23 protein-coding genes are annotated in these 19,512 nt (G+C 65.1%); 19 read left to right on the top strand and 4 right to left on the bottom strand.

Annotation, left to right across the window (positions count from 1 at the left end; all coding sequences use genetic code 11):
- Positions 1-81 precede the first annotated feature (81 nt).
- From WDA27_01095 to rfbC, 12 genes are all read left to right on the top strand, one after another.
- Positions 82-261 (top strand): hypothetical protein, encoded by a 180-nt coding sequence (locus WDA27_01095; GenBank protein MFA5889543.1) that lies wholly within the window; start codon positions 82-84, stop codon positions 259-261.
- Between the two features lie 9 nt (positions 262-270).
- Entirely contained in the window at positions 271-525 is a 255-nt protein-coding gene (locus WDA27_01090) for a hypothetical protein (GenBank protein ID MFA5889542.1), read from the top strand.
- A gap of 238 nt (positions 526-763) precedes the next feature.
- Positions 764-1,003 carry a DUF2283 domain-containing protein gene (locus WDA27_01085; GenBank protein ID MFA5889541.1) on the top strand — a complete coding sequence of 80 codons (240 nt, stop codon included), beginning with the start codon at positions 764-766 and terminating at the stop codon, positions 1,001-1,003.
- Positions 1,004-1,087: 84 nt separating this feature from the next.
- Positions 1,088-1,402, top strand: coding sequence for a hypothetical protein (locus WDA27_01080; GenBank protein MFA5889540.1), 315 nt, complete (start codon positions 1,088-1,090; stop codon positions 1,400-1,402).
- 23 nt (positions 1,403-1,425) lie between these two features.
- Positions 1,426-1,698, top strand: a complete 273-nt coding sequence (locus WDA27_01075) for a ribbon-helix-helix protein, CopG family (protein ID MFA5889539.1) — start codon at positions 1,426-1,428, stop codon at positions 1,696-1,698.
- The gene (locus WDA27_01070) at positions 1,695-2,102 is read left to right on the top strand and encodes a PIN domain-containing protein (protein ID MFA5889538.1); all 408 of its coding nucleotides are present in this window, start codon (positions 1,695-1,697) and stop codon (positions 2,100-2,102) included. The genes WDA27_01075 and WDA27_01070 overlap by 4 nt, the downstream gene beginning before the upstream one ends.
- 171 nt (positions 2,103-2,273) lie before the next feature.
- Positions 2,274-3,989 carry a DUF4012 domain-containing protein gene (locus WDA27_01065; protein MFA5889537.1) on the top strand — a complete coding sequence of 572 codons (1,716 nt, stop codon included), beginning with the start codon at positions 2,274-2,276 and terminating at the stop codon, positions 3,987-3,989.
- A gap of 51 nt (positions 3,990-4,040) precedes the next feature.
- Positions 4,041-4,541 carry a helix-turn-helix domain-containing protein gene (locus WDA27_01060; GenBank protein ID MFA5889536.1) on the top strand — a complete coding sequence of 167 codons (501 nt, stop codon included), beginning with the start codon at positions 4,041-4,043 and terminating at the stop codon, positions 4,539-4,541.
- Between the two features lie 26 nt (positions 4,542-4,567).
- On the top strand, positions 4,568-4,918 hold the full coding sequence (locus WDA27_01055; protein MFA5889535.1) for a HepT-like ribonuclease domain-containing protein: 351 nt from the start codon (positions 4,568-4,570) through the stop codon (positions 4,916-4,918).
- A complete protein-coding gene (locus WDA27_01050) occupies positions 4,918-5,943 on the top strand; it encodes an NAD-dependent epimerase/dehydratase family protein (GenBank protein MFA5889534.1) in 1,026 nt (341 codons plus the stop codon). The genes WDA27_01055 and WDA27_01050 overlap by 1 nt, the downstream gene beginning before the upstream one ends.
- Positions 5,940-6,674, top strand: coding sequence for a sugar phosphate nucleotidyltransferase (locus WDA27_01045; protein ID MFA5889533.1), 735 nt, complete (start codon positions 5,940-5,942; stop codon positions 6,672-6,674). Before WDA27_01050 ends, WDA27_01045 begins: the two co-directional genes overlap by 4 nt.
- Positions 6,671-7,207, top strand: coding sequence for a dTDP-4-dehydrorhamnose 3,5-epimerase (rfbC, locus tag WDA27_01040; protein ID MFA5889532.1), 537 nt, complete (start codon positions 6,671-6,673; stop codon positions 7,205-7,207). Before WDA27_01045 ends, rfbC begins: the two co-directional genes overlap by 4 nt.
- Before the next feature lie 45 nt (positions 7,208-7,252).
- Here the strand turns inward: rfbC and WDA27_01035 are convergent, their stop codons facing one another.
- Positions 7,253-7,732: a hypothetical protein gene (locus WDA27_01035; GenBank protein MFA5889531.1), complete on the bottom strand. Its 480-nt coding sequence runs from the start codon at positions 7,730-7,732 to the stop codon at positions 7,253-7,255.
- A gap of 155 nt (positions 7,733-7,887) precedes the next feature.
- On the opposite strand from WDA27_01035, the gene WDA27_01030 reads away from it, so the two are divergent.
- From WDA27_01030 to WDA27_01020, 3 genes are read left to right on the top strand one after another with little or no spacing between them, the layout of a single operon-like run.
- Positions 7,888-8,856, top strand: coding sequence for a metal ABC transporter substrate-binding protein (locus tag WDA27_01030; GenBank protein ID MFA5889530.1), 969 nt, complete (start codon positions 7,888-7,890; stop codon positions 8,854-8,856).
- A gap of 7 nt (positions 8,857-8,863) precedes the next feature.
- Positions 8,864-9,745, top strand: a complete 882-nt coding sequence (locus tag WDA27_01025; GenBank protein MFA5889529.1) for a metal ABC transporter ATP-binding protein — start codon at positions 8,864-8,866, stop codon at positions 9,743-9,745.
- Positions 9,745-10,635 (top strand): metal ABC transporter permease, encoded by an 891-nt coding sequence (locus WDA27_01020; GenBank protein ID MFA5889528.1) that lies wholly within the window; start codon positions 9,745-9,747, stop codon positions 10,633-10,635. The genes WDA27_01025 and WDA27_01020 overlap by 1 nt, the downstream gene beginning before the upstream one ends.
- A gap of 16 nt (positions 10,636-10,651) precedes the next feature.
- Here WDA27_01020 and WDA27_01015 read toward each other — a convergent pair whose 3' ends face one another.
- Both WDA27_01015 and WDA27_01010 read right to left on the bottom strand, forming a co-directional pair.
- Positions 10,652-12,640: a VCBS repeat-containing protein gene (locus WDA27_01015; protein ID MFA5889527.1), complete on the bottom strand. Its 1,989-nt coding sequence runs from the start codon at positions 12,638-12,640 to the stop codon at positions 10,652-10,654.
- Between the two features lie 64 nt (positions 12,641-12,704).
- Entirely contained in the window at positions 12,705-13,172 is a 468-nt protein-coding gene (locus tag WDA27_01010) for a transcriptional repressor (protein MFA5889526.1), read from the bottom strand.
- Between the two features lie 9 nt (positions 13,173-13,181).
- Here WDA27_01010 and WDA27_01005 point away from each other — a divergent pair, with 9 nt between their 5' ends.
- Entirely contained in the window at positions 13,182-13,862 is a 681-nt protein-coding gene (locus WDA27_01005) for a response regulator transcription factor (protein ID MFA5889525.1), read from the top strand.
- Between the two features lie 282 nt (positions 13,863-14,144).
- On the top strand, positions 14,145-15,650 hold the full coding sequence (locus tag WDA27_01000) for an Ig-like domain-containing protein (GenBank protein ID MFA5889524.1): 1,506 nt from the start codon (positions 14,145-14,147) through the stop codon (positions 15,648-15,650).
- Positions 15,651-15,754: 104 nt separating this feature from the next.
- Here WDA27_01000 and WDA27_00995 read toward each other — a convergent pair whose 3' ends face one another.
- On the bottom strand, positions 15,755-16,228 hold the full coding sequence (locus tag WDA27_00995; GenBank protein MFA5889523.1) for a flavin reductase family protein: 474 nt from the start codon (positions 16,226-16,228) through the stop codon (positions 15,755-15,757).
- Positions 16,229-16,329: 101 nt separating this feature from the next.
- On the opposite strand from WDA27_00995, the gene WDA27_00990 reads away from it, so the two are divergent.
- Both WDA27_00990 and uvrA read left to right on the top strand, forming a co-directional pair.
- Positions 16,330-16,644, top strand: a complete 315-nt coding sequence (locus WDA27_00990; GenBank protein ID MFA5889522.1) for a Rieske 2Fe-2S domain-containing protein — start codon at positions 16,330-16,332, stop codon at positions 16,642-16,644.
- Complete coding sequence (gene uvrA, locus WDA27_00985) at positions 16,641-19,499, top strand: excinuclease ABC subunit UvrA (GenBank protein MFA5889521.1); 2,859 nt, start codon at positions 16,641-16,643, stop codon at positions 19,497-19,499. The genes WDA27_00990 and uvrA overlap by 4 nt, the downstream gene beginning before the upstream one ends.
- Positions 19,500-19,512: the final 13 nt, after the last annotated feature.

Genomic DNA, 19,512 nt, shown 5'->3' with positions numbered 1-19,512 from the left:
CGGCGCTTTCCTCTTCCGGTGACGGGCGAAATGCCGAGGGTGCTGTTGACACGTGGGAGAGGCGCTGGCACGCTCGGAGTGATGAGTTCAAAGAGCGTTGGTGCGCGTCTGCGCGAGGCCGAAGAGCGCCTCCGCGAGGCGCGCTTTGCCGCCGAACTCCCGGACAACCCCGATTTCGTCCGGATGATGGACCTCGCCGAGGATCCTGAGGCAGGCATCGACGCAGATGAACTCGTCCGCAAGTACCCTCACCTCGCGTAGCGGGTGGAAGTGCTTCCTCGGTTCCTGGATCAACCGCAAGAGTGGTTGGGTCAACATCCAGACCAGACGCTTGCTCGCAAAGTCCTTGCCTGGATCATGGGGCCACTTTGCTCCGATGACGAAAGCGACATCGAATCCACCGACACCGAAACGCACGATGGGCGCCTTGCGTATTCCAGTCGCGTTCCCGGCACGACTGTTGAGGTCGTGTGGAAGGTCGCCCCGAACGGCAGATTGCAGATCCTCTACATCGAAGAACTGTAGCGACGCTCACGCGGCGGAGGGGTCCGGGTCACTGCTTTCGACAGGTGCTCGCACGTTTGCTCCACCAATCCGCGCACCGCAGAGTTCATCGCCTCCCAGCCCGCGTAAGGGTTCCGGGAACTGCCTCCTGGCGCGCCTGGAACTCTCGACTCCGAGTAGACAACGGCGATACTGTCCTCATCGTGGTGCTCGACGAACGGCGACGAATCGTCATCACGATTTGGCGGGAGGAGTAAGCATGGCCATGTACACATACGACGAAGAGGCGGATGCCCTGTACGTGCTTCTCGCGTCGGATCCGGAGCCTGCAGTCCACCGAACCGTCGAAGTCAGCGACAGGCTCCACGTCGACCTCGACGAGGCAGGGGGTCTGGTCGGCGTTGAGATCCTCTATCCGACACTCGGCGAGGTTGATCTCGCGCAACTGCGCGATCGGTTCGGCCTAGACCTTCGACTCCCGTTCCGATTCGCCGCCTGATCCGGTTTCCCGCCGAATCTCGCCGGAGGTCCATCGGCGATCCTGGCCGCCCTTCTTCTCGCCCGGGGTTCAGGGCTCGATCTCGTGTCATCTGCTCAAGCCAAGGCGGAGGCGGAACGCAATATTCGAGCCAATCTTCCGTCGGCCTTGCCTGCGTTCAACCTCTTGGCTCGTGCCGCATGCCGCTGGGTGGAAGATCCGCTTGACGATCATCTCGTCGAGCGATCCAGTCAGGCCGATCCGAAGGATCTCCCGATTCTCGTTGCCGCGGTCGATGCGGGCTGCCAGGCGCTCATCACGTTCAACACCTCCGACTTCACGCCGCCCCCCGGAGTGATCCGCATCCAGACCCCAGGCGCGTTCGTCGTCAGACTGCGCCAGGTGCTTGCCCCATCGTAGGGTGTGCAGTCATACTGCACGGTATGACGATACGCAAGACGTTCAGCCTGCCGGACGATGTCGCGCGCGCGCTCGAGCGCGCGGCCCGGGCCGAGGGAAAGGCCGAGTCGGCGGTCGTCCGCGAGGCACTCGAGTCGTACCTGGTCGCCCGAAACACTTCCAAGCTCCACCTGTGGGTCGGGAAAGGCCGCGCGGTGCGGGGGCCGGCCGAGGACGAGACCTACGAGCGGACGCTCGACGAGGCGCTCGACCGCAAATACAAGAAGGGCCTGGACCGGCCGGAGCGGGGATCTTGATAGCCGATGCGAGCGTCTTGGTCGCCGCGGCGGACCCGAGGGCGCCGGCGCACGCTGCCGCGCGCGAGCTGCTCGTGCAGCCCGGTGAGAAGATCGTCACGGACGCGATCCTGTCCGAGGCGCACCACTTGATCGCCAAGCGCGCCGGGTGGGGCATCGCGGCTGCATTCCTGGAATCCGTGGACACCGATCTCGTCGTCGAAGTCTCGACGCCGCTCGATCGCGCGCGCGCCCGCGACCTTTGCAGGCGCTACCTGGACGCGCGACTCGACTACACCGACGCGCTCACGGTGGCCGTCGCCGAGCGTGTAGGGGAGCGGGTGATCGCCACGCTCGATGAGCGTCACTTCCGAATGCTGCGTCCGTCTCACGTCGCATCCTTCGAGATCGTCCCGTCAGGCTGAGGCCGCCACGGACCGTCGGCGAAGGAAGGGAAGGTCGCGAGCATGCGCGCGCGCGACCACCAAGGCGCCCTCAACTCACGAGTTGGCCGGGTCGGAGCAGTCTGGGTCGGGACATCTGTCGAGGTCTTCTGTCGCCTACTATCTCCGCACATCTTGGTTGAGAGGACGCAATTGAACCCGAGTTGGTCTGTCGGCGGGCCGGGAAGGCCCCGTCGCCTCATCGCGCCGCTTGCTGTCGGCATTGCGTTGGTCTTTGTGGCCGGATTCGCGGCGACCGCCTTCGTCGCCGCGCGCGATCTGTTCTCGGGTCGCGACGCGCTGGAGGCGGCGCGCGCACACGCGGCCGCCGCGGACATCGACGCTGCCCGCACCGACCTGGCGCGCGCCGCGGCGTCCTTGCGAAGCGCGCGCCGGGCGATCGATTCTGCGCAACTTCGGGCGGTTGGACTGATCCCGTATCTGGGGCGCTCGGTGCGCGCGACGAGCGCGCTGGCGGAGGCGGCCGAGCGCGTGGCGGTCGGCGCGCGCGATGCGCTGGAGAGCGCGCGGGCGTTCTCGGATTCCAAGGGGGATGTTTCCCGGACGCTCGCGGGCATTGATTGGGATGGGCTCGGGCGTTCCGCCAAGCGCGCGCTGGATGCCTTCGATGCGGCCCGCACGGTGGTGCGGCGCGCGCCGAGCAGCGGCGTCTTGCCCCCGATCGCCGATGCGCGAGCCAGGCTCCTTGCGGAGCTGGACGACGCGGAGCCGACCGCGCGCAAGATGGCGGCCGGGATTCCGCTGGCGCGCGCGATGCTCGGGTTCGACGGCGCGCGCAAGCACTTGTTCGTGATCCAAAACGGCGCGGAGCCGCGCGCGACCGGGGGCGCGGTCAACGCGCTCGTGTTGATGACGGCGAACCGCGGGGACCTGGAGCTGGTGTCCTCCGAGGATGACGCGCAACTGCCGCGGGGGCTCGGGCAGGTTGCGTTTGTCGTGAACGAGTCGCCGGACTTCCCAGAGGCGGCCGCGGGAATGCGGGGGCTTTACCGCGAGGCCCACGGGGTTGCGGTGGACTCGGTGACGGTGCTGGATGCGAACGCTCTGGCCAAGCTGCTGGCGGCCGGCGGCCCGACGACGGTGCGCGGCGAGACTATGACCGAAGCGGGGCTGCCGATGTACATGGCGCGCGACATCTACGCGCGCCACCCGGATCTGCTCGATCGCCAGGACTTCAACCGGCGGTTGGTGGATTCTTTGTTCAGCCGTTTGACGGACGGCAAGGTGCCGTTGCTTCGACTGGCGCGCGCCTTGGGGGACGCGGCGCACGACAAGCACGTTTTGATCTGGTCACCCTACGAACAGGATCAGCGGACGCTTGTAGGCCTCGGGGTCTCTGGGTCGTTCGGCGATCCGAGTGGGTTGCTCGCGGTCGTCGGAAACAGTTCGTACGGTCAGAAGTTGGGCTCGGTCACGAAGCGTACGATCGGCTATGGCGTGGTGATCGGCGCCGACGGGCGCGCGCAGACGTCGCTGGCCTTGTCGATTCGAAACGACGCCGATCCGGCGGAACTGCCTGCACGAGTGCTCGGGTATCCGGCCGACGGCGTGTTTCACACCGACCTTCGGGTGTGGGGGACCGGCAGGCAGGAAGCCCTGCATCTGGACGTGGAGCCGGGACGGACGGTGAAGCGCTCGTTCACCGGGACGCTGCAGACCTCGCCGGGGGTCTTTCGCCTACGGGTGTTTCGCCAGCCCAGTCTGGTGCCCGACGACTTGGATCTGGTGATCGAGCTGCCGGCGGGCGCGCGCGTCACCGAGGCGACGGATCTGCTGCGCCAAAACGGCCGCATCCTGCGGTTTTCGGGGCCTTTGTTGCGGGACCTCGACCTGGTGGTTCGCTACTAAGCCTGCAGCCACCCTAGAAGGCATTATATCCAAGGGGATATAATGCCGAACGTGGGAATCGGGCCTGAACTCATACGCCGGGCGAGGCTGGAGGCGCGCCTGACGCAGGCTGAACTCGCGCGTCGGGCGCGGACCTCGCAGTCCGCCGTCGCCGCCTACGAATCCGGCGCCAAGACCCCCACGGTTGACACGCTGGACAGAATCCTCCGCGCGGCGGGGCGACAGCTTGGAAGTTCCAAGGTGCGATCTTCGACCCAGAGCGCGACACGGCTCGGCCGTTTGCTTCGCAAGCATCGGGCGGAAATCGAGGCGATTGCCGCCGAGCATCACGCCTCGAACGTTCGCGTGTTCGGTTCGGTCGCGCGTGGGCAGGACGGCCTCGACTCGGATGTCGATCTGCTTGTGGACATGGACGCCGCAGGCTCGCTGTTTGATCAAGTGCGCCTTCGGCGGGCACTCAAGGATCTGCTCGGTGTCGAGGTCGATGTGGTGTCCTCCGCGGGACTCCTTTCGCGGGACTCTGCGATTCGCGATGAGGCGGTTGCGCTCTGACGGCCGCGAGGATGGATCGCCGCCGCGTGGACGCTGTTCTTGCGGACATCCTGGACGCGGTGGCGGCGGCCGCCGAGTTGGTGGCACGCGGCAAGCCCGCATGGGATGAGGACCGGTTGCTTCGACTGGCAGGGGAGGCGATCATCGGCAGGGTTGCCGACGCTGCCGGTCGGTTGCCGGAGGACGTCATGTTCGCGGCGGGCGATGTGCCGTGGGATGACCTGCGAGACATCCGCATTCTCGTGGATCACATCTATCACCGGATCGACTACGAGATCCTGTGGCGGACCTTGACGGAGGACTTGCCGCACCTGCAGTCATGTCTGATGGATGTGAACGTTCGCATAGAATCGTCAGATCCGGCGGAAGGACGGTAGTGAGAGATCTTCAGCGTGTCTTGGTAACCGGCGGTTGCGGGTTCATCGGATCGAACTTCGTCCGGCATTTGCTGGACAGCCGCGATGTCGAAGTGCGAAACATCGACGTGCTGACCTACGCCGGCGACCCGCGGCGCTTGGAAGGGGTCGATGCCGCGCGCTACGTGCATGAGCGGGCCGACATTGCCGACGCCGATGAGGTCGCGCGCATCGTGGGGGAGTTCCGTCCCGATGCGGTCGTTCACTTCGCGGCCGAATCACACGTGACTCGCAGCGAGAACGCCGGTGACGTGTTCCACCGGACCAACGTCGAGGGCACCCGCGTGGTGCTCGACGCGCTCTGCAAAGTGGACCCGAAGATCGTGATCCACATCTCGACCGACGAGGTTTACGGTCCGTGTCCGGGCGACCCGTACCGCGAAGAGGACAAGGAACCGGCCGAGGGGCGCGCGACGAGTCCGTACGCGCAAAGCAAGGCCCTTGCCGACGATCTGGCGCGCGCGTACACCGGTCGGCTTCCCCTTGTGGTGGTGCGGCCGACGAACTGCTTCGGTCCCTACCAGCACCCCGAGAAGGCTTTCCCCCGATGGGCGATCCGCGCGCTGCGCGGACAGCAGCTTCCGGTCTGGGGCGACGGAGGATACGTGCGTGACTGGTTGCCGGTGGGGGATCTTTGCGCCGCCCTGGATTTGTTCCTTCAGGCCGCTGAACCCGGCGCGGTTTTGAACGTTGGCCCTGAGCGCGCACCTGAGGTTCGCAACGTCGATCTTGTGCGCTGGATGCTCGAGTACTTGAAGTTGCCCGAGGACCGATTGGTCTTCACCGCCTACGACCGGCCCGACCACGACCGGCGCTACGCGGTGGACGCGACGCGCGCGCGCGCGCTGGGGTGGAGTCCGGCCACCGATGTGTGGTCGGCCTTTGCCGATACGCTCGAGTGGTATCGAGCCAACGAGCGGTGGTGGGCGCCGCTGGTCGCAGACGCTGAGGCGATCTACGCCGATCGCGATGAGGTGAAGTCATGAAGGGGATCGTGCTCGCCGGAGGACTCGGGACCCGCTTTCATCCGGTCACCAAGGTCGTCAACAAGCACTTGCTCGATGTGTACGACGAGCCGATGGTGTACTACCCAATCCGCACGCTGGCGCGCGCCGGCATCGAAGACGTCATGGTCGTCACCGGCGACCAGATCGCGCAGTTCCAGAAACTGATGGGCGACGGGTCGGATCTGGGGATCCGCGTGAGCTTTGCGTACCAGGGCGGCGAGGGGGGGATCGCCGACGCGCTGAGCAAAGCCGAGCATTTCGCGCGCGGCGAACCCGTCGTCGTGATCCTTGGGGACAACATCTTCCAAGACGACATCGGCCCGTACGTGCGCGCGTTCGCCGGGCAAGAGAAGGGCGCGAAGATCTTGCTGAAAGAGGTCGCGTTGGAGGACGCGCGCCGCTTCGGCGTCGCCTCGGTCGAGGACGGCAAGATCACCGGGATCGAGGAGAAGCCTGCCGAGCCTAAGAGCAACTTGGTGGTGACCGGGTGCTACATGTACGACGGGCGCGTGTTCGACTTCATCCGCCAGTGCGTGCCCTCGGCGCGCGGCGAAATGGAGATCACCGACGTCAACAACATGTACATCAACGAAGGCTCGATGACCTACGACAGTCTGGTCGGATGGTGGACGGACGCCGGAACTCCTGCGTCGAAACTCAAGGCCTCGATTCTCGCCGCGCTGCAGCGCGGCGTGGTGTTTCACCAGTGACCGTGCTCGACGAGGTGTTGCTTTTCGAACTGACGCTTCACCCGGACGAGCGCGGGCATTTCCGAGAGGTCTACCACGCCGAGCGAATGGGGCCGATGGGGCTGGACGGTTTTGTGCCGGTACAGCAAAACGTCTCGGCGAATGTGCGCGGGGCGCTGCGCGGAATCCACGCCGAGCCCTGGAACAAATTCATTCACGTCCAGCACGGCGAAGCCTTCTCGGTGATCGTGGACCTGCGGCCGGAGAGCACCACGTTCGGGGCGCACCAGGCATTCACGCTCACGCCCGAGGTGGCGCTGTACGTGCCGAAGGGCTTCGGGAACTCGTTCCAAGCCGTGAGCGACACGGCGGTCTACAGCTACTTGGTGGACGCGCACTGGCAGGCCGGCCTTGTCTATCCCGCGGTCGCCTTCGACGATCCCGACCTCGCGATCGAGTGGCCGATCACCGACGGCGAGATGATTGTGTCGGACAAAGACCGCAAGAACCCGTCGCTGCGCGAGTGCGCGGCGTCCCTCGGAATCACGCTCTAGGCAGCACTTGCGGCCCCCCACGAGGGGGGCCATTTTCTTTTGGTTTCAGAACAAGTCGCCGGAATCGTGAAGAGCGAGCCGGCCGTGGAACGTGCATCCGTTCGCGGGGCAGCCCTGGACTTCGACGACGGTGACAACCAGCGTCTGGGTGCCGGGCGTGAATTCCTCGGCCATCGGCACGGTTTCGTCGCACAAGGCGCGCGTCACCTCGGTAACGCCGACGGGGGAGCTTCCGGCCGCGGGACAGGAGTACTCCACGACGATTCGACCGGTCTGGTCGGTCCACTTCAAGGCAACACGGCCGGTGACGTCGAGGCCGGCGTGGAACCCGGCGTGGGTATCGACCAGGGATGCGAACACCGCGTCGTCGGGGAGTTGGAATGTGACCGAGCATGAGGCTGTGGTTTCGCCAACCACCTGTCCCGAACACTCCGGGGCGGCAGCGGTTCCGGCGTGCCCGATCTCCGGCACGAACGCAGCGGTCACCAGCAGTGCTGCGGCGGCCGCGCGCATCCCGTGTCTCATGCCCTCTCCTTCCCGATCGCTCTGATATGCGTACTTCGCCCTAGTTGGGGGTATTCCTGCGCAAGCTGCGCTTCTTGTTGGAAGTTATTGCATGCCGTGTGCAACTGCGAATGCCTCGTGGGCATGATGAAGTAGTGCCGGGAGTTGGAGGGCGTATGAAACGGATGGTCTGTGCTCTGGCGGTCCTGGCGCTGGGGGCGAGCGCGTGCGCGGCTTCGGACCCTGCGGGCAAGTCGGGGAAGTTCTTGATCGTGGCGACGGTATCGCCGGTTACCGACATCGTTCGCAACGTGGCCGGCGACGCCGCCGAGGTCACCGGGATCATTCCGGAGGGTGTGGACTCACACACGTTTGAGCCTACGCCCGCCTCGGCGCGAATCCTCGTGAAGGCGGATCTGGTCGTGATCAATGGTCTGCGCTTGGAAGATCCGACGCTGGCACTGGCGCGCGCCAACCTCAAGGACGGAGCCGAGATCTTCCTCGTGGGCGACGCGACCGTGGCCAAGGACGAGTTCATCTACGACTTCTCCTTCCCGAAGTCGGAAGGAAACCCGAACCCACACCTATGGGTGGACCCGGCGAACGCCGAACGGTACGCGCGCGCGATCCGTGACCGTTTGGTTGTTCTCGATCCCACGAACGCTGCGACTTATCGCGCCAACACAGACACATTCCTCGCGGTGCTCGCACGCCTCGACGCTGCGATCGCCGTCGCCGTCGAGACGATTCCACCCGCGAACCGTGTGCTGCTGACCTACCACGACTCCTTTGCATACTTCGCGCGCCACTACGGCATGCGCGTGATCGGCGCGATTCAGCCGGCGGACTTCGCGCAACCCTCCGCGCGCGAGGTCGCGGCACTGATCGCACAGGTCAAGAAGACCAAGGTCCCCGCGATCTTCGGATCGGAGGTCTACCCGAGTCCGGTGCTCGCGCAAATCGCGCGGGAATCGGGCGCGCGCTACGAGGCGTCTCTGCGCGACGATGATCTGCCCGGCGATCCGGGCGATCCGCAACACTCGTACGTGGGAATGATGGTCTACAACGTCACGACGATGGTGAATGCGCTCGGAGGAAACCCCGAGGCGCTGGCGGACTTCCCGACCGAGGCTCAATACGATTAGGTGACGGATGCATCATCCAATTGTGGAGTTCCACGACGTGTCCTTCACCTACGGTGACGGGGCCGTGTTGGAGCACGTCAGTCTGGCGATCCCGGAAGGGTCCTTCGTCGGCATCGTCGGCCCGAGCGGTGCGGGCAAGAGCACGTTCCTGAAGCTGGTTTCGGGAGCGGCGCGCCCGACGGCCGGCCGTGTTGCGCTTGGCGTCGACGCGCACTCCGGCGAGTGTCGCATGGCCGTGGTTCCCCAATTAGAAGCGATCGACTGGAACTTCCCCGTCACGGTCGAGGAAGTCGTCTTGCTCGGGCGCGCGTCGGATCGCCGCTTGCTGCCGTGGGCGCCGACGTCGCTGCGCGAAGAGGCGCGCGAGATCCTCGAAAAGCTAGGCATCGGCCATCTTGCACGCCGCCAGATCCGTAACCTCTCGGGCGGGCAGCAGCAACGGGTGTTCATTGGGCGCGCGCTGCTGCGGCGTCCCGACTTGCTTTTGTTGGACGAGCCGACGGCCGGTGTCGACGTGAGGACTCGCCACGATATCTTGCACTTGCTGCATGACTTGAACCACGACGGCATCGCGATCCTGCTGACGACCCATGACTTGAACACCGTCGCCGCACACTTGCCGAGCCTGGTGTGCCTGAACAAGCGCATCATCGCCGCAGGGACTCCGCAGGATGTGCTGACCAGCGCCGTGCTGCACGACTTGTACGGTGCCGAGATGGCGGTCTTCGAGCGCGACGGAATGCTCTTGGTCGGCGACGTGCCGACGGCGTTTCGCGAGATCCACGAGCGCGCGACGCACGACGACGACGTTCCCGACTGGCACTTCGGTGAGCCGCCGCCTCATAAGCACGACGAGCAGGGGCGCCGCTTGCCGGGCGAGGGGGCGTGATGGAGGCGCTGCTGGAGCCGTGGCGAAACGAGTTCTTTCGCAACGCGATCGCGGCAGGGGCGATGGCCGGTGCGTTGTGCGGGCTGGTGGGGGTATACGTCGTGTTGCGGCGGATGTCTTACATCGGCCACGGGCTTTCGCACGCGATCTTCGGCGGTGCAGTTGCTTCGTACGTACTGAACATCAACTTCTATGCCGGTGCCGGCGCGTGGGGGATTGTCGCGGCCTTGCTGATCAATTCAGTCGCGCGGCGCCGCAAGATCGGAGCCGACGCGGCCATCGGCATCGTGACGACCGCATCGTTCGCCATCGGCATTGTGCTCGTGAGCCGCGCGCACCGCTTCACCGTGAACTTCGAAGCCGCTTTGTTCGGCAACATCCTTGCGGTGACGCCGCAGATGCTGGCGGTACTTGCAGTGGCCGCGATCGCGATCGCCGGGATCGTGTTTCTTCGCTACCGGCAACTGCTGTTCGTGACGTTCGATCCCGAGGTTGCCGACTCCTACGGCGTGAGCGCGCGTCGCTACGACACTCTGTTCGCGGTGATCCTGGCGGTGACGGTCGTATCCACCATGCAGATCCTCGGCGTGACGCTGATCGCGGCGATCATCGTGATTCCGGCCATCGTGGCTCGCCTGTTAACGGACTCGTTCGGCAAGATGCTGACGCTGTCATCCGCCATCGGCGCGCTGTGCGGGTTCGTCGGGATGTACGTCTCGTACTACTTCGATGTTGCCAGTGGCGCAACGATCGTGCTCGTCGCATCGTCCCTATTCGTAATCGTGTTCGCGGTGACGGCGGTGACTGCGCGCCGACGCTTGTCGGTGCTGGAGCCCGAAGAGCGCGGCGAACTCGACGTCATCGGCGGCCCCGCTCTGCACATCGACTAGGAATGCACGCCGGGCTTCACATGTCCCGGATGACTTCCAGCGCGTCCACGGCGACCCCGTGCTCTCTCACCTTCAGGGTGACGACGTGCTCTCCGGGATCGAGATGCACTCCGGGAATCGTGATCCAGGTCCACGCGTCGACGGTCTCCGTGCCGACGATTCGGGGCGCGTTTGCGTCGAGTCCGATCCACATCGAGTCCGAACGGGTTGATCCCAACCCGTCACCGAAGCGCGCGGGGACGAGCACGCGAGCCGCGATGGTGTAGGTCCCGCCGTCGAGGTGCATTCGGTAGCGCGACCCGCGAGTGGCCTCCCACTCGAGATCACACGAGGCGACAGTGCAGTCGGGGGGCAGTGAGTTGCTTGGGTCCGAGATGAAAGGATATCCGTGGTACTCCTTGGCCGGATCGCGCGAGTTGAAGGCTTGCACGTATCGGCTGTCGCCGGCTCCGTCTAGACGGCTCCGCTCAACCCAGCTCCCATCGTCGGCGACGGTCGGGGTCTCCGCATCCATCTCGCAGCGACCGTCCGTTTCCACGCACTCGGCGAGTTCCTCGTTCAAGCGGTTCTCAAACCAAACCACCGCGACGGATTCAGCGTCCCTCCACGGCGCCCACCAGAACGTGTACTCGCCGTCGTCTTCCTGCCACCACTCCTCGCAATTGGCGACGATGTCGAGGTCGCCGTCGTCGTCAACGTCGACGATGTGGGCCTGGTCCCACTTTTCTCCGAAGGTCGCCATTTGCATGACCGAGCCGGGGCTCCACTTGACTACGTGAGTCGTCCAGTTGTCCCGCCCCGGCGATTCACCGGCGTATTCCATCCAGAAGACCGAAGCTTTGCCGAGGGGGAGGGAGCCGTCGTCGTGAGTGAGCATTCCGACGATGTCCAAGCGTCCGTCGCCGTTCAGGTCCGCAATGCGGATCGTGCGAGCCGCCCAGGAAGCACGATCGTCCTTCGCTACACGCAGCAATGACCATGCCGGCTGTGGGGATGTTCGGGTCTTCCGGAAGACGAGCAGTTCGTCGGGCGTCTGGGTGACGAAGTCCAACATGCCGTCTCCGTCGATGTCGGCGATCGCGATTTGCGGCTTCCCAAAGAACTCGGGTCCGCGGTAGATCTCGTGTTTAGCCCAAGGCTGAGTTTGCTTCGGTGCGCCGGTTCCGGGGTTCTCGTACCACAGGATCGCCTCATCGCCCTCGGGTGTGTCGAAGTCGGCATTCGCCAGGATTAGGTCGGAGTCCCCGTCGGCATCGACGTCGTCGAGTTCGAAGCCGTGTCCGCCGGCCTGTTGCGGGTCGATGTCGTGCAACTGCCAGGCGGCCAGGTTCCGGCGCGCGGCAGCCTCGGTCGGCGCTTCGATCCACGCGACACCGGCGAGATTGCCGTTGGTGAAGAGCACGCGGCCGCCGATCAGGATGTCGAGGGCGCCGTCTCCGTTCACGTCGTGGGGGAGCAGCCAGTGGTAGTGGCCCTCGTTGAGTGTGGCCGGAATGATTCCGGCGGGTACCCATGCGGTGGGGTCGGCGGTGCGCGCGGATCCCGGCCCCCAGTAGATCGTGACACCTGGTTCGTAGCCATCGAAGACAAAGGTCTCGTGCCCGCCCTGTACTCCGATCACGTCCAGATTCCCGTCGCCATCGACGTCGGCAAGTATCGCGTTCTCAGTGTCGACGCCTTTGCCTGGAACCGCCGTTAGCGGAGCTAAGTCCACCGTGGGCCAGGGCGCGCGCGGGTCGCTCCCCGGGCCGGGGTGGAATGAGATGACGTAGCGCTGATCGAACTCGTAGTTCGTCACGTAGTCGGTGAAGCCATCGCCGTTGACGTCGGCTCCGCCAAGAGCGTTGGCACCTCGATAGCGACTGTCGAGAGCGTGCATGGGCCAGGGGGCGTCGATCGCCGTCGAGGCGGGGGGTTCGATGTCCCCGTCTGTGGCTGCGGGCGAGGATGGGTTGACGGAGAGGATCGCGACTGCGAGGGCGGCTGGCAGAAGGCGGCGGCGCACGGTCACTCCTTTTTCGCGCGTCAATCACATTCAGGACGTTTCGGACGCTGACGGTAGCAGACAGTCAGTGCGGAGCGGCGTCGGCTGGGCGGCAGTGGACGCAGGTGCCGTAGAGGGCGAAGTGCGTCAGGTCGACCTCGAATCCGGTGCGCGCGCGCACCTCGTCGCGCATCGGAATCATCGGGTCGACGTTGATCTCCTCGACGGCGCTGCACGTGCGGCAGACCAGGTGTTGGTGGTCCCGGCGCTCGACGGAGTGGTAGACGCCGGGGGCGTGCCCGAGATGGGCGTGGCAGACAATCTCCATCCGCTCGAGCATCTCGAGGTTGCGATAGACGGTGGACATGTTCACACCGGGAAAGCGCGCGCGCACGGAGGAAAGGATCTGTTCGGCGGTTAGGTGCGCCTCTTCGGCGTAGATCGTTTCGAGGATCAGTTGGCGCTGGGGGGTCATGCGGAAACCGCGCGCGCGGATCTCGGCGAGCGCCTCCGGAAGACGTGCCGCGATTCGTGAGCGCGCCGTCTCGGTCATAATGCGGCCATGCGGGTACTCATCGTGGATGACGATTCTACTCTGGCCGCGCTTGTCCAGCGGGCTCTGGAACGCGAAGGGGACGTCGCGTGCGTTGCCGGGGATGGGGCGACGGCCCTGGCCCTTGCGGCCTCTTGGAAGCCCGATGCGATTTTGCTCGACCTGACTTTGCCCGACGGCGACGGTCTCGACGTCGCGCGCGAAATCCGTGCGCGGTCAGCGGTTCCCATCCTGATGGTGACGGCGCGCGCCGGTGAGGATGACCGCGTGCTCGGTTTGGACACCGGCGCGGACGACTACATCGTGAAGCCGTTTAGCGTGCGCGAGCTGCTTGCGCGGCTGCGCGCGGCCGTGAGGGTCCATTCCGGCGAACCGCCGCAGGGCGGAGTCGTGCAAGCGCGTGACCTGACGCTGGACCCGCAAACCCGGCGCGTCACTCGGGAATCCGAGGTCCTGGACTTGACCCCGAAGGAGTTCGAGATCCTTCGACTTCTAATGATCGGCGGCGGTGCCCCGGTCCGCCGCGGGGACCTGACCCGCGCCGTATGGGGAGTCGATGCGATCGAAGGGGCGAACACCCTTGACGTCCACATCAGCTGGTTGCGCCGCAAGCTGGATCGGGACCCGCTCGCGACTCCTTACATCCAGACCCTGCGAGGCATCGGGTTTCGACTGCATTGTGAGGAGTGAATCGAACCGGCCGCGCGCGCCGACGTCGCCATCCCCGAGCAAGTCGTTCCGTCGCAACTCGCGGCCGGTGAGGCTGCACGACTTCTCCCGCACCCTCTGCCGGACAATTCGGAGCTTTTCGGAGGCCGCCTCTTCGCCGAGTGGGTGGCACCCGGCGCGCGCCACGGTCGCAATCTGCGTCAGCGCGGCAGGAGGAACTGGCACAAAGCCGTCGAACGGGAGTATACGCGCACCGAAGGCGCTTGTTCGGTGTCGAGTTGGGTGAGCCCTAAGGGGGGAGCAATGCGCATCAAGTCCAGATGGGGATCTTCCGGCTTGCGTCTGCGAGCCGTCGTGGCGGGGGGGGCGACGCTGCTGACGGTGGCCGGGATGGCGGTCGCCAACGCGACTGCGTCGACGACCATCGACCTTCCATCCGATGGTGCGGTGCATTTCAGGGGTGAAGTGCTCGTCCAAGGCCATGCAGAACCTGGGGCCACGGTCACGGTATGGGAACTCGGCGAACCTCTTGATGCAGCCGTAGCGGACAATACGGGAGTCTGGTCCAGGACCATTTCCTTCAGCGCGGGTGACCGCGTCATCGTCGCAAAGACGTCCGCGTCGGATCCCAACCCTTCCGGCCCACGTGCCTTCAAGGTGGATCTCAGTAAACCGGCGCCGATCGTTACTTCCCCCGTCGAAGGAGCGCAACTGCCGGAGAAGGACGTTAGGTTCTCCGGGAGCGGCGTTCGCGGTGCGACGGTTAGTGTTCGCGAGAATGGCGGGCCGGAGCTTTGTGGGGCTCATGTCTTGGTGTCGGGAAATTGGAGTTGCTCCCGACTCCTCGGGGCGGGAGATCACGCCGTCACGGTGCTTCAGACCGATGAAGGTGGTACCCCCGGCAACCCCATCTTGCGGACATTCACGATCGACGTGACTCCGCCGCCGTGTGCGATCACCCGGCCGGCGAACGGCACCTTGACGAAGGATCGGTCGGTGCTGTTTGAGGGAACAACTCAGGCGGGGGCAACCGTGACGTTGAGCCAGGGGCAGGCCGGCCAAGCCGCCATCAACGGCAAGTGGTCGATCAACCAGACTCTCGTAGATGACGGCTCCGGTCCGCTCGGCGGAACGACATACGATGTCACTGCTCGCGCAGTGGATCCGGCGGGGAACACGGGAGAAGCCTGCGGCCCGGTCCAGGTAACGGTGGACACGAAGGCTCCCGAGGCACCTGTGATCTCTTCGCCTGCGCAAGGTAGTTGGCTGACTTCGAAGACTGTGGATGTGACGGGAACTTCCGAACCTAACGCCAGAATCACCATTGCGGCATTGACTTCTTCGAACGGTGAGTCCGCGACAAGTAGTGCCGGCGTGGACGGGAAGTGGACCGTGAGAGGGGCGGCGCCGGAAGGGGCCTTGACCCTGGTGGCTGTGGCGACCGACGCAGCCGGGAATGATTCAGCCGTCTCGAGTTCGCGATCTGTGTCGGTCGACGTGACGAAACCTGAAATCCTCTTGGATACGGATAGCCCGGCGGTGTTTACGCCGGCAAGCGCGTCGGCCACGATCGAGGGAACGGTGACGGACAACTTGTCCCGTTCCACGTTGATGGTTGAACTCGCGGGGACCGATGGAAACCCCTTGCTCGTGACTTGGGAGGAGGATGACATCGATCCAACGAAGTTCGCGTTCTCGGTCCCGGTTGGGGGCTTGTCTTCGGGTGTCTACACGCTCACGCTAACTGCTACGGATAAGGCGGGAAACACGCCGCTGGATTCAGTTGTGCAGTTCGTGAAGATAGGGTGACGCCGAGGGTTCCCGTAGATCCTGAAGAAGTTCAGCCTCGTGAGCTAAAGCTCACGAGGCTGAACCATTCGGGCTGGTGGGTCCGACGGGGCGGTCAGCGTCGCCTACTCCGCCGCAAGACGACGATACGCGGCCTCGAAGTACAGCAGTGGGTCGCCTTCCCCCAAGTGTGAGGCCAGAACTTCGCCGATGTAGATCAAGTGGGATCCCGCCTCGATGGCGCGCGTGACCCGGCACTCCAGTGCCGCCAGTGCGCCCTCGATCAGCGGGACGCCGGTATTGCCCGGCCGCCAGGCCAGGCCCTCGAACTTGGCTCCGGTCTTGGATGCGAATCGGCTTGCGACATCGCGTTGGTCGGCCGCCAGGATGTTCACCGCGTACGCTGCGCGTCCCTCGATGGCCTCCCGGGTGCGCGCGGTCGCGTCCACACAAACAAGGACCATCGGAGGCTCGGCGGATACCGAGGTGAAGGCCGTCGCCGTCATCCCGGCGGGCTCTCCGTCTTCCCGGGTCGAGGTGACAACGGTCACCCCGACCGCGAACCGGCGAAGGCTGCCGCGGAACAGTTCTGGATCCACAGTCCGGTTCCTCATGATTCAGGTGGAGGGACGGGCGGCGCGGGTCCCTGGGACTCCCTATCATGCATGAAACAGTGTAGAGAACGAGAAGGAGCGCGCGCATGTCGGAGTTCGTTGATGCCGTGAAGGCCGACGAGGTGGATCCGGAGACGGCATGTGTCGTCGAGGTAGACGGCAGAGAGATCGCCGTCGTTCACACGGGCGGCCGGTTCTACGCACTGCAGAACGAGTGCACTCACCGTCGGCAGCCGATCGGCGAGGGCGATGTCATCGGCGAGGGGGTCATCGAGTGTCCCGGTCACGCCGCCACCTTCAATGTGCTGACCGGCGAGGCGATCCAGGGTCCCGCAACCGATCCGCTTGAGACCTTTGACGTCGAGGTCGTTGACGGGATGGTTCGGGTCGCGATCGTGTGACGAAGCCGGGCGACGCGCGGACCGAGACCGCCGGCACGCTCGTCGTGCATGGCGCGCGCGAGCACAACTTGAAGAACGTCCACTTGGATCTGCCCCGCGACGCGATGATCGTGTTTACCGGCATCTCGGGGAGCGGTAAGTCCTCGCTCGCATTCGACACGATCTACGCTGAGGGTCAGCGCCGCTACGTGGAGTCCCTGTCGTCGTACGCGCGCCAGTTCCTCGGCCAGATGGACAAGCCCGATGTCGATTTCATCGACGGGCTGTCGCCTGCGATCTCTATCGATCAAAAGACGGCCGGGCACAACCCTCGTTCTACCGTCGGCACCGTCACCGAGATCTACGACTACTTGCGACTGCTGTACGCGCGCGTCGGCACGCCGCACTGTCCGAAGTGCGGGCGCGAGATCGCGCGCCAGACGCCCGACCAGATCGTCGACCAAGTGCGCGCGCTGGAAACGGGGACGCGGTTCCAGGTTCTGGCGCCGGTGGTGCGCGATCGCAAGGGGGAGTACGAGCAACTGCTGGCCGACCTTGCGCGAAAGGGGTTTGCGCGCGCGCGCGTCGACGGCGAGGTGCGCGACTTGTCCGAAAAGATCCGCCTCGACCGCTACTACAAGCATTCGATCGAGGTGATCGTCGACCGGCTGGTGATGAAGGACGGAATCGAGCGGCGTCTCACCGATTCCATCGAGACGGCTCTCGGCCTTGCCGACGGCATGGTCGCCATAGAAATGACCGACGACGGCACGGTCGAGCTGTACTCGCAGCACTTGGCGTGCACGCACTGTGGATTGTCGTTCGAAGAGATGCAGCCGCGGCACTTCTCCTTCAACTCTCCCTACGGCGCCTGCGAGCGCTGCGACGGGCTGGGTACGCACCTGGAGGTCGATCCCGAACTCGTCGTTCCGGACCCCGACGTGCCGCTCGCGGAGCGGCCGCTGCACCCGTGGCGATCGGGGCGCACCGAGTACTTCGACAAGCTCCTTGAGGCCGTGGCAGAGACGCTGGGTGTGTCGATGGACACCCCGTGGCGCAAGCTGACGCGCGCCCAGAAGAACGCGCTGCTGCATGGAACCGAGGACGCGCAGATCTTCGTGCGCTATCGCAACCGCTACGGCCGCACGCGCGCGTACAACACGACCTACGAGGGCGTGATCTCCTGGCTCGAGCGCCAGCACGAACGGGCCGAGTCCGAGTTCATGATCGCCAAGATCGAACAGTACATGCGCGAGATCCCGTGTCCGGTGTGCAAGGGCGCGCGCCTGCGTTCTGAGCGCCTGGCGGTGACGATCGGTGACTTAAGCATTTCTGCGTTGTGCGCTTTGTCGATCGCCGATGCCGACAAGTTCCTGCGGACGTTGGAGTTCACCGAGCGCCAACACCACATCGCAGACCGAGTGGTGAAAGAGATCGCGGCGCGCTTGGGGTTCTTGCTTGACGTTGGGCTGGACTATCTCACACTGGCTCGCTCGGCGGCGACGCTGGCCGGGGGCGAAGCGCAGCGCATCCGATTGGCGACGCAGATCGGATCGGGACTGGTCGGCGTCCTGTACATCCTCGACGAGCCTTCGGTCGGTCTACACCAGCGCGACAACCATCGCCTCATCGAAACGCTGGTGCGCTTGCGAGACATGGGCAACACATTGATCGTCGTCGAGCACGACGAGGCGACCATTGCTACGGCCGACTACATCGTTGACATCGGGCCGGGCGCCGGCGAACACGGGGGCGAGATCGTCTACGACGGGCCCGTCGCCGGGCTGCTCGCGCACGAGTCGTCGCTGACGGGGATGTACCTAAGCGGCCGGCGGTCGATTGCGGTGCCCGGGATGCGGCGCGCGCCGGGCGGCGCGTGGCTGCAACTCAAGGGCGCGCGGCAGAACAACTTGCGCAACATCGACGTGCGCTTCCCCGTCGGGTGCTTCATTTGCATCACCGGCGTGAGCGGTTCGGGCAAGTCCTCGCTGTTGTCGGACACGTTGCATCCCGCGCTGATGGCCAAGCTGTACCGGTCCAAGGAAGTGCCGGGTAAGCACAAGTCGATCACCGGCATGCAGCACTTCGACAAGGTCGTCAGCGTCGATCAGGCGCCGATCGGGCGCACGCCTCGGTCGAACCCCGCGACCTACATCGGCGTGTTCGACCACATCCGCAAGTTGTTCGCTCAGACTCCGGAGGCACGGGTGCGCGGCTACCTCCCGGGGCGATTCTCGTTCAACGTAAAGGGCGGGCGGTGTGAGGCGTGTTCGGGCGACGGCACCATCAAGATCGAGATGCACTTCCTGCCCGATGTTTATGTTCCGTGCGAAGTCTGCAAGGGGAGCCGCTTCAACCGCGACACGCTCGAGGTGACATTCAAGGGCAAGAACATCCACCAGGTGCTGGAGATGTCGATCGAGCAGGCGCTTGAGCATTTCGCGGCCATTCCGGTGATCGCGCGCCACATGCGCACCCTCACCGACGTCGGACTGGGGTACATGCGGGTGGGCCAGCCGGCAACCACGCTGTCGGGCGGCGAGGCCCAGCGCGTGAAGTTGGCGAGCGAGCTGTCCAAGCGCGCGACCGGCCGAACGCTCTACATCCTGGACGAGCCGACGACCGGGTTGCACTTCGAGGACATCAATAAGTTGCTCGGCGTTCTTCATCGGTTGGTGGACCAAGGCAACACCGTGATTGTGATCGAACACAACCTGGACGTGATCAAGACGGCCGACTGGGTGATCGACCTTGGCCCCGAAGGGGGATCCGGCGGTGGCGGAATCGTCGCCGAGGGAACCCCGGAGGACGTGGCGCGCGCGCCCGGCTCGCACACGGGAACCTTCCTGGCGCCGGTCCTGGCGGCCTCTTCGTAGGGTGCGCGGGACT

The sequence above is a fragment of the Actinomycetota bacterium genome, assembly GCA_041658565.1.
In the GTDB taxonomy this organism is placed as follows: Bacteria; Actinomycetota; AC-67; order AC-67; family AC-67; genus JBAZZY01.
This window is presented reverse-complemented; position numbering and strand designations above follow the sequence as displayed.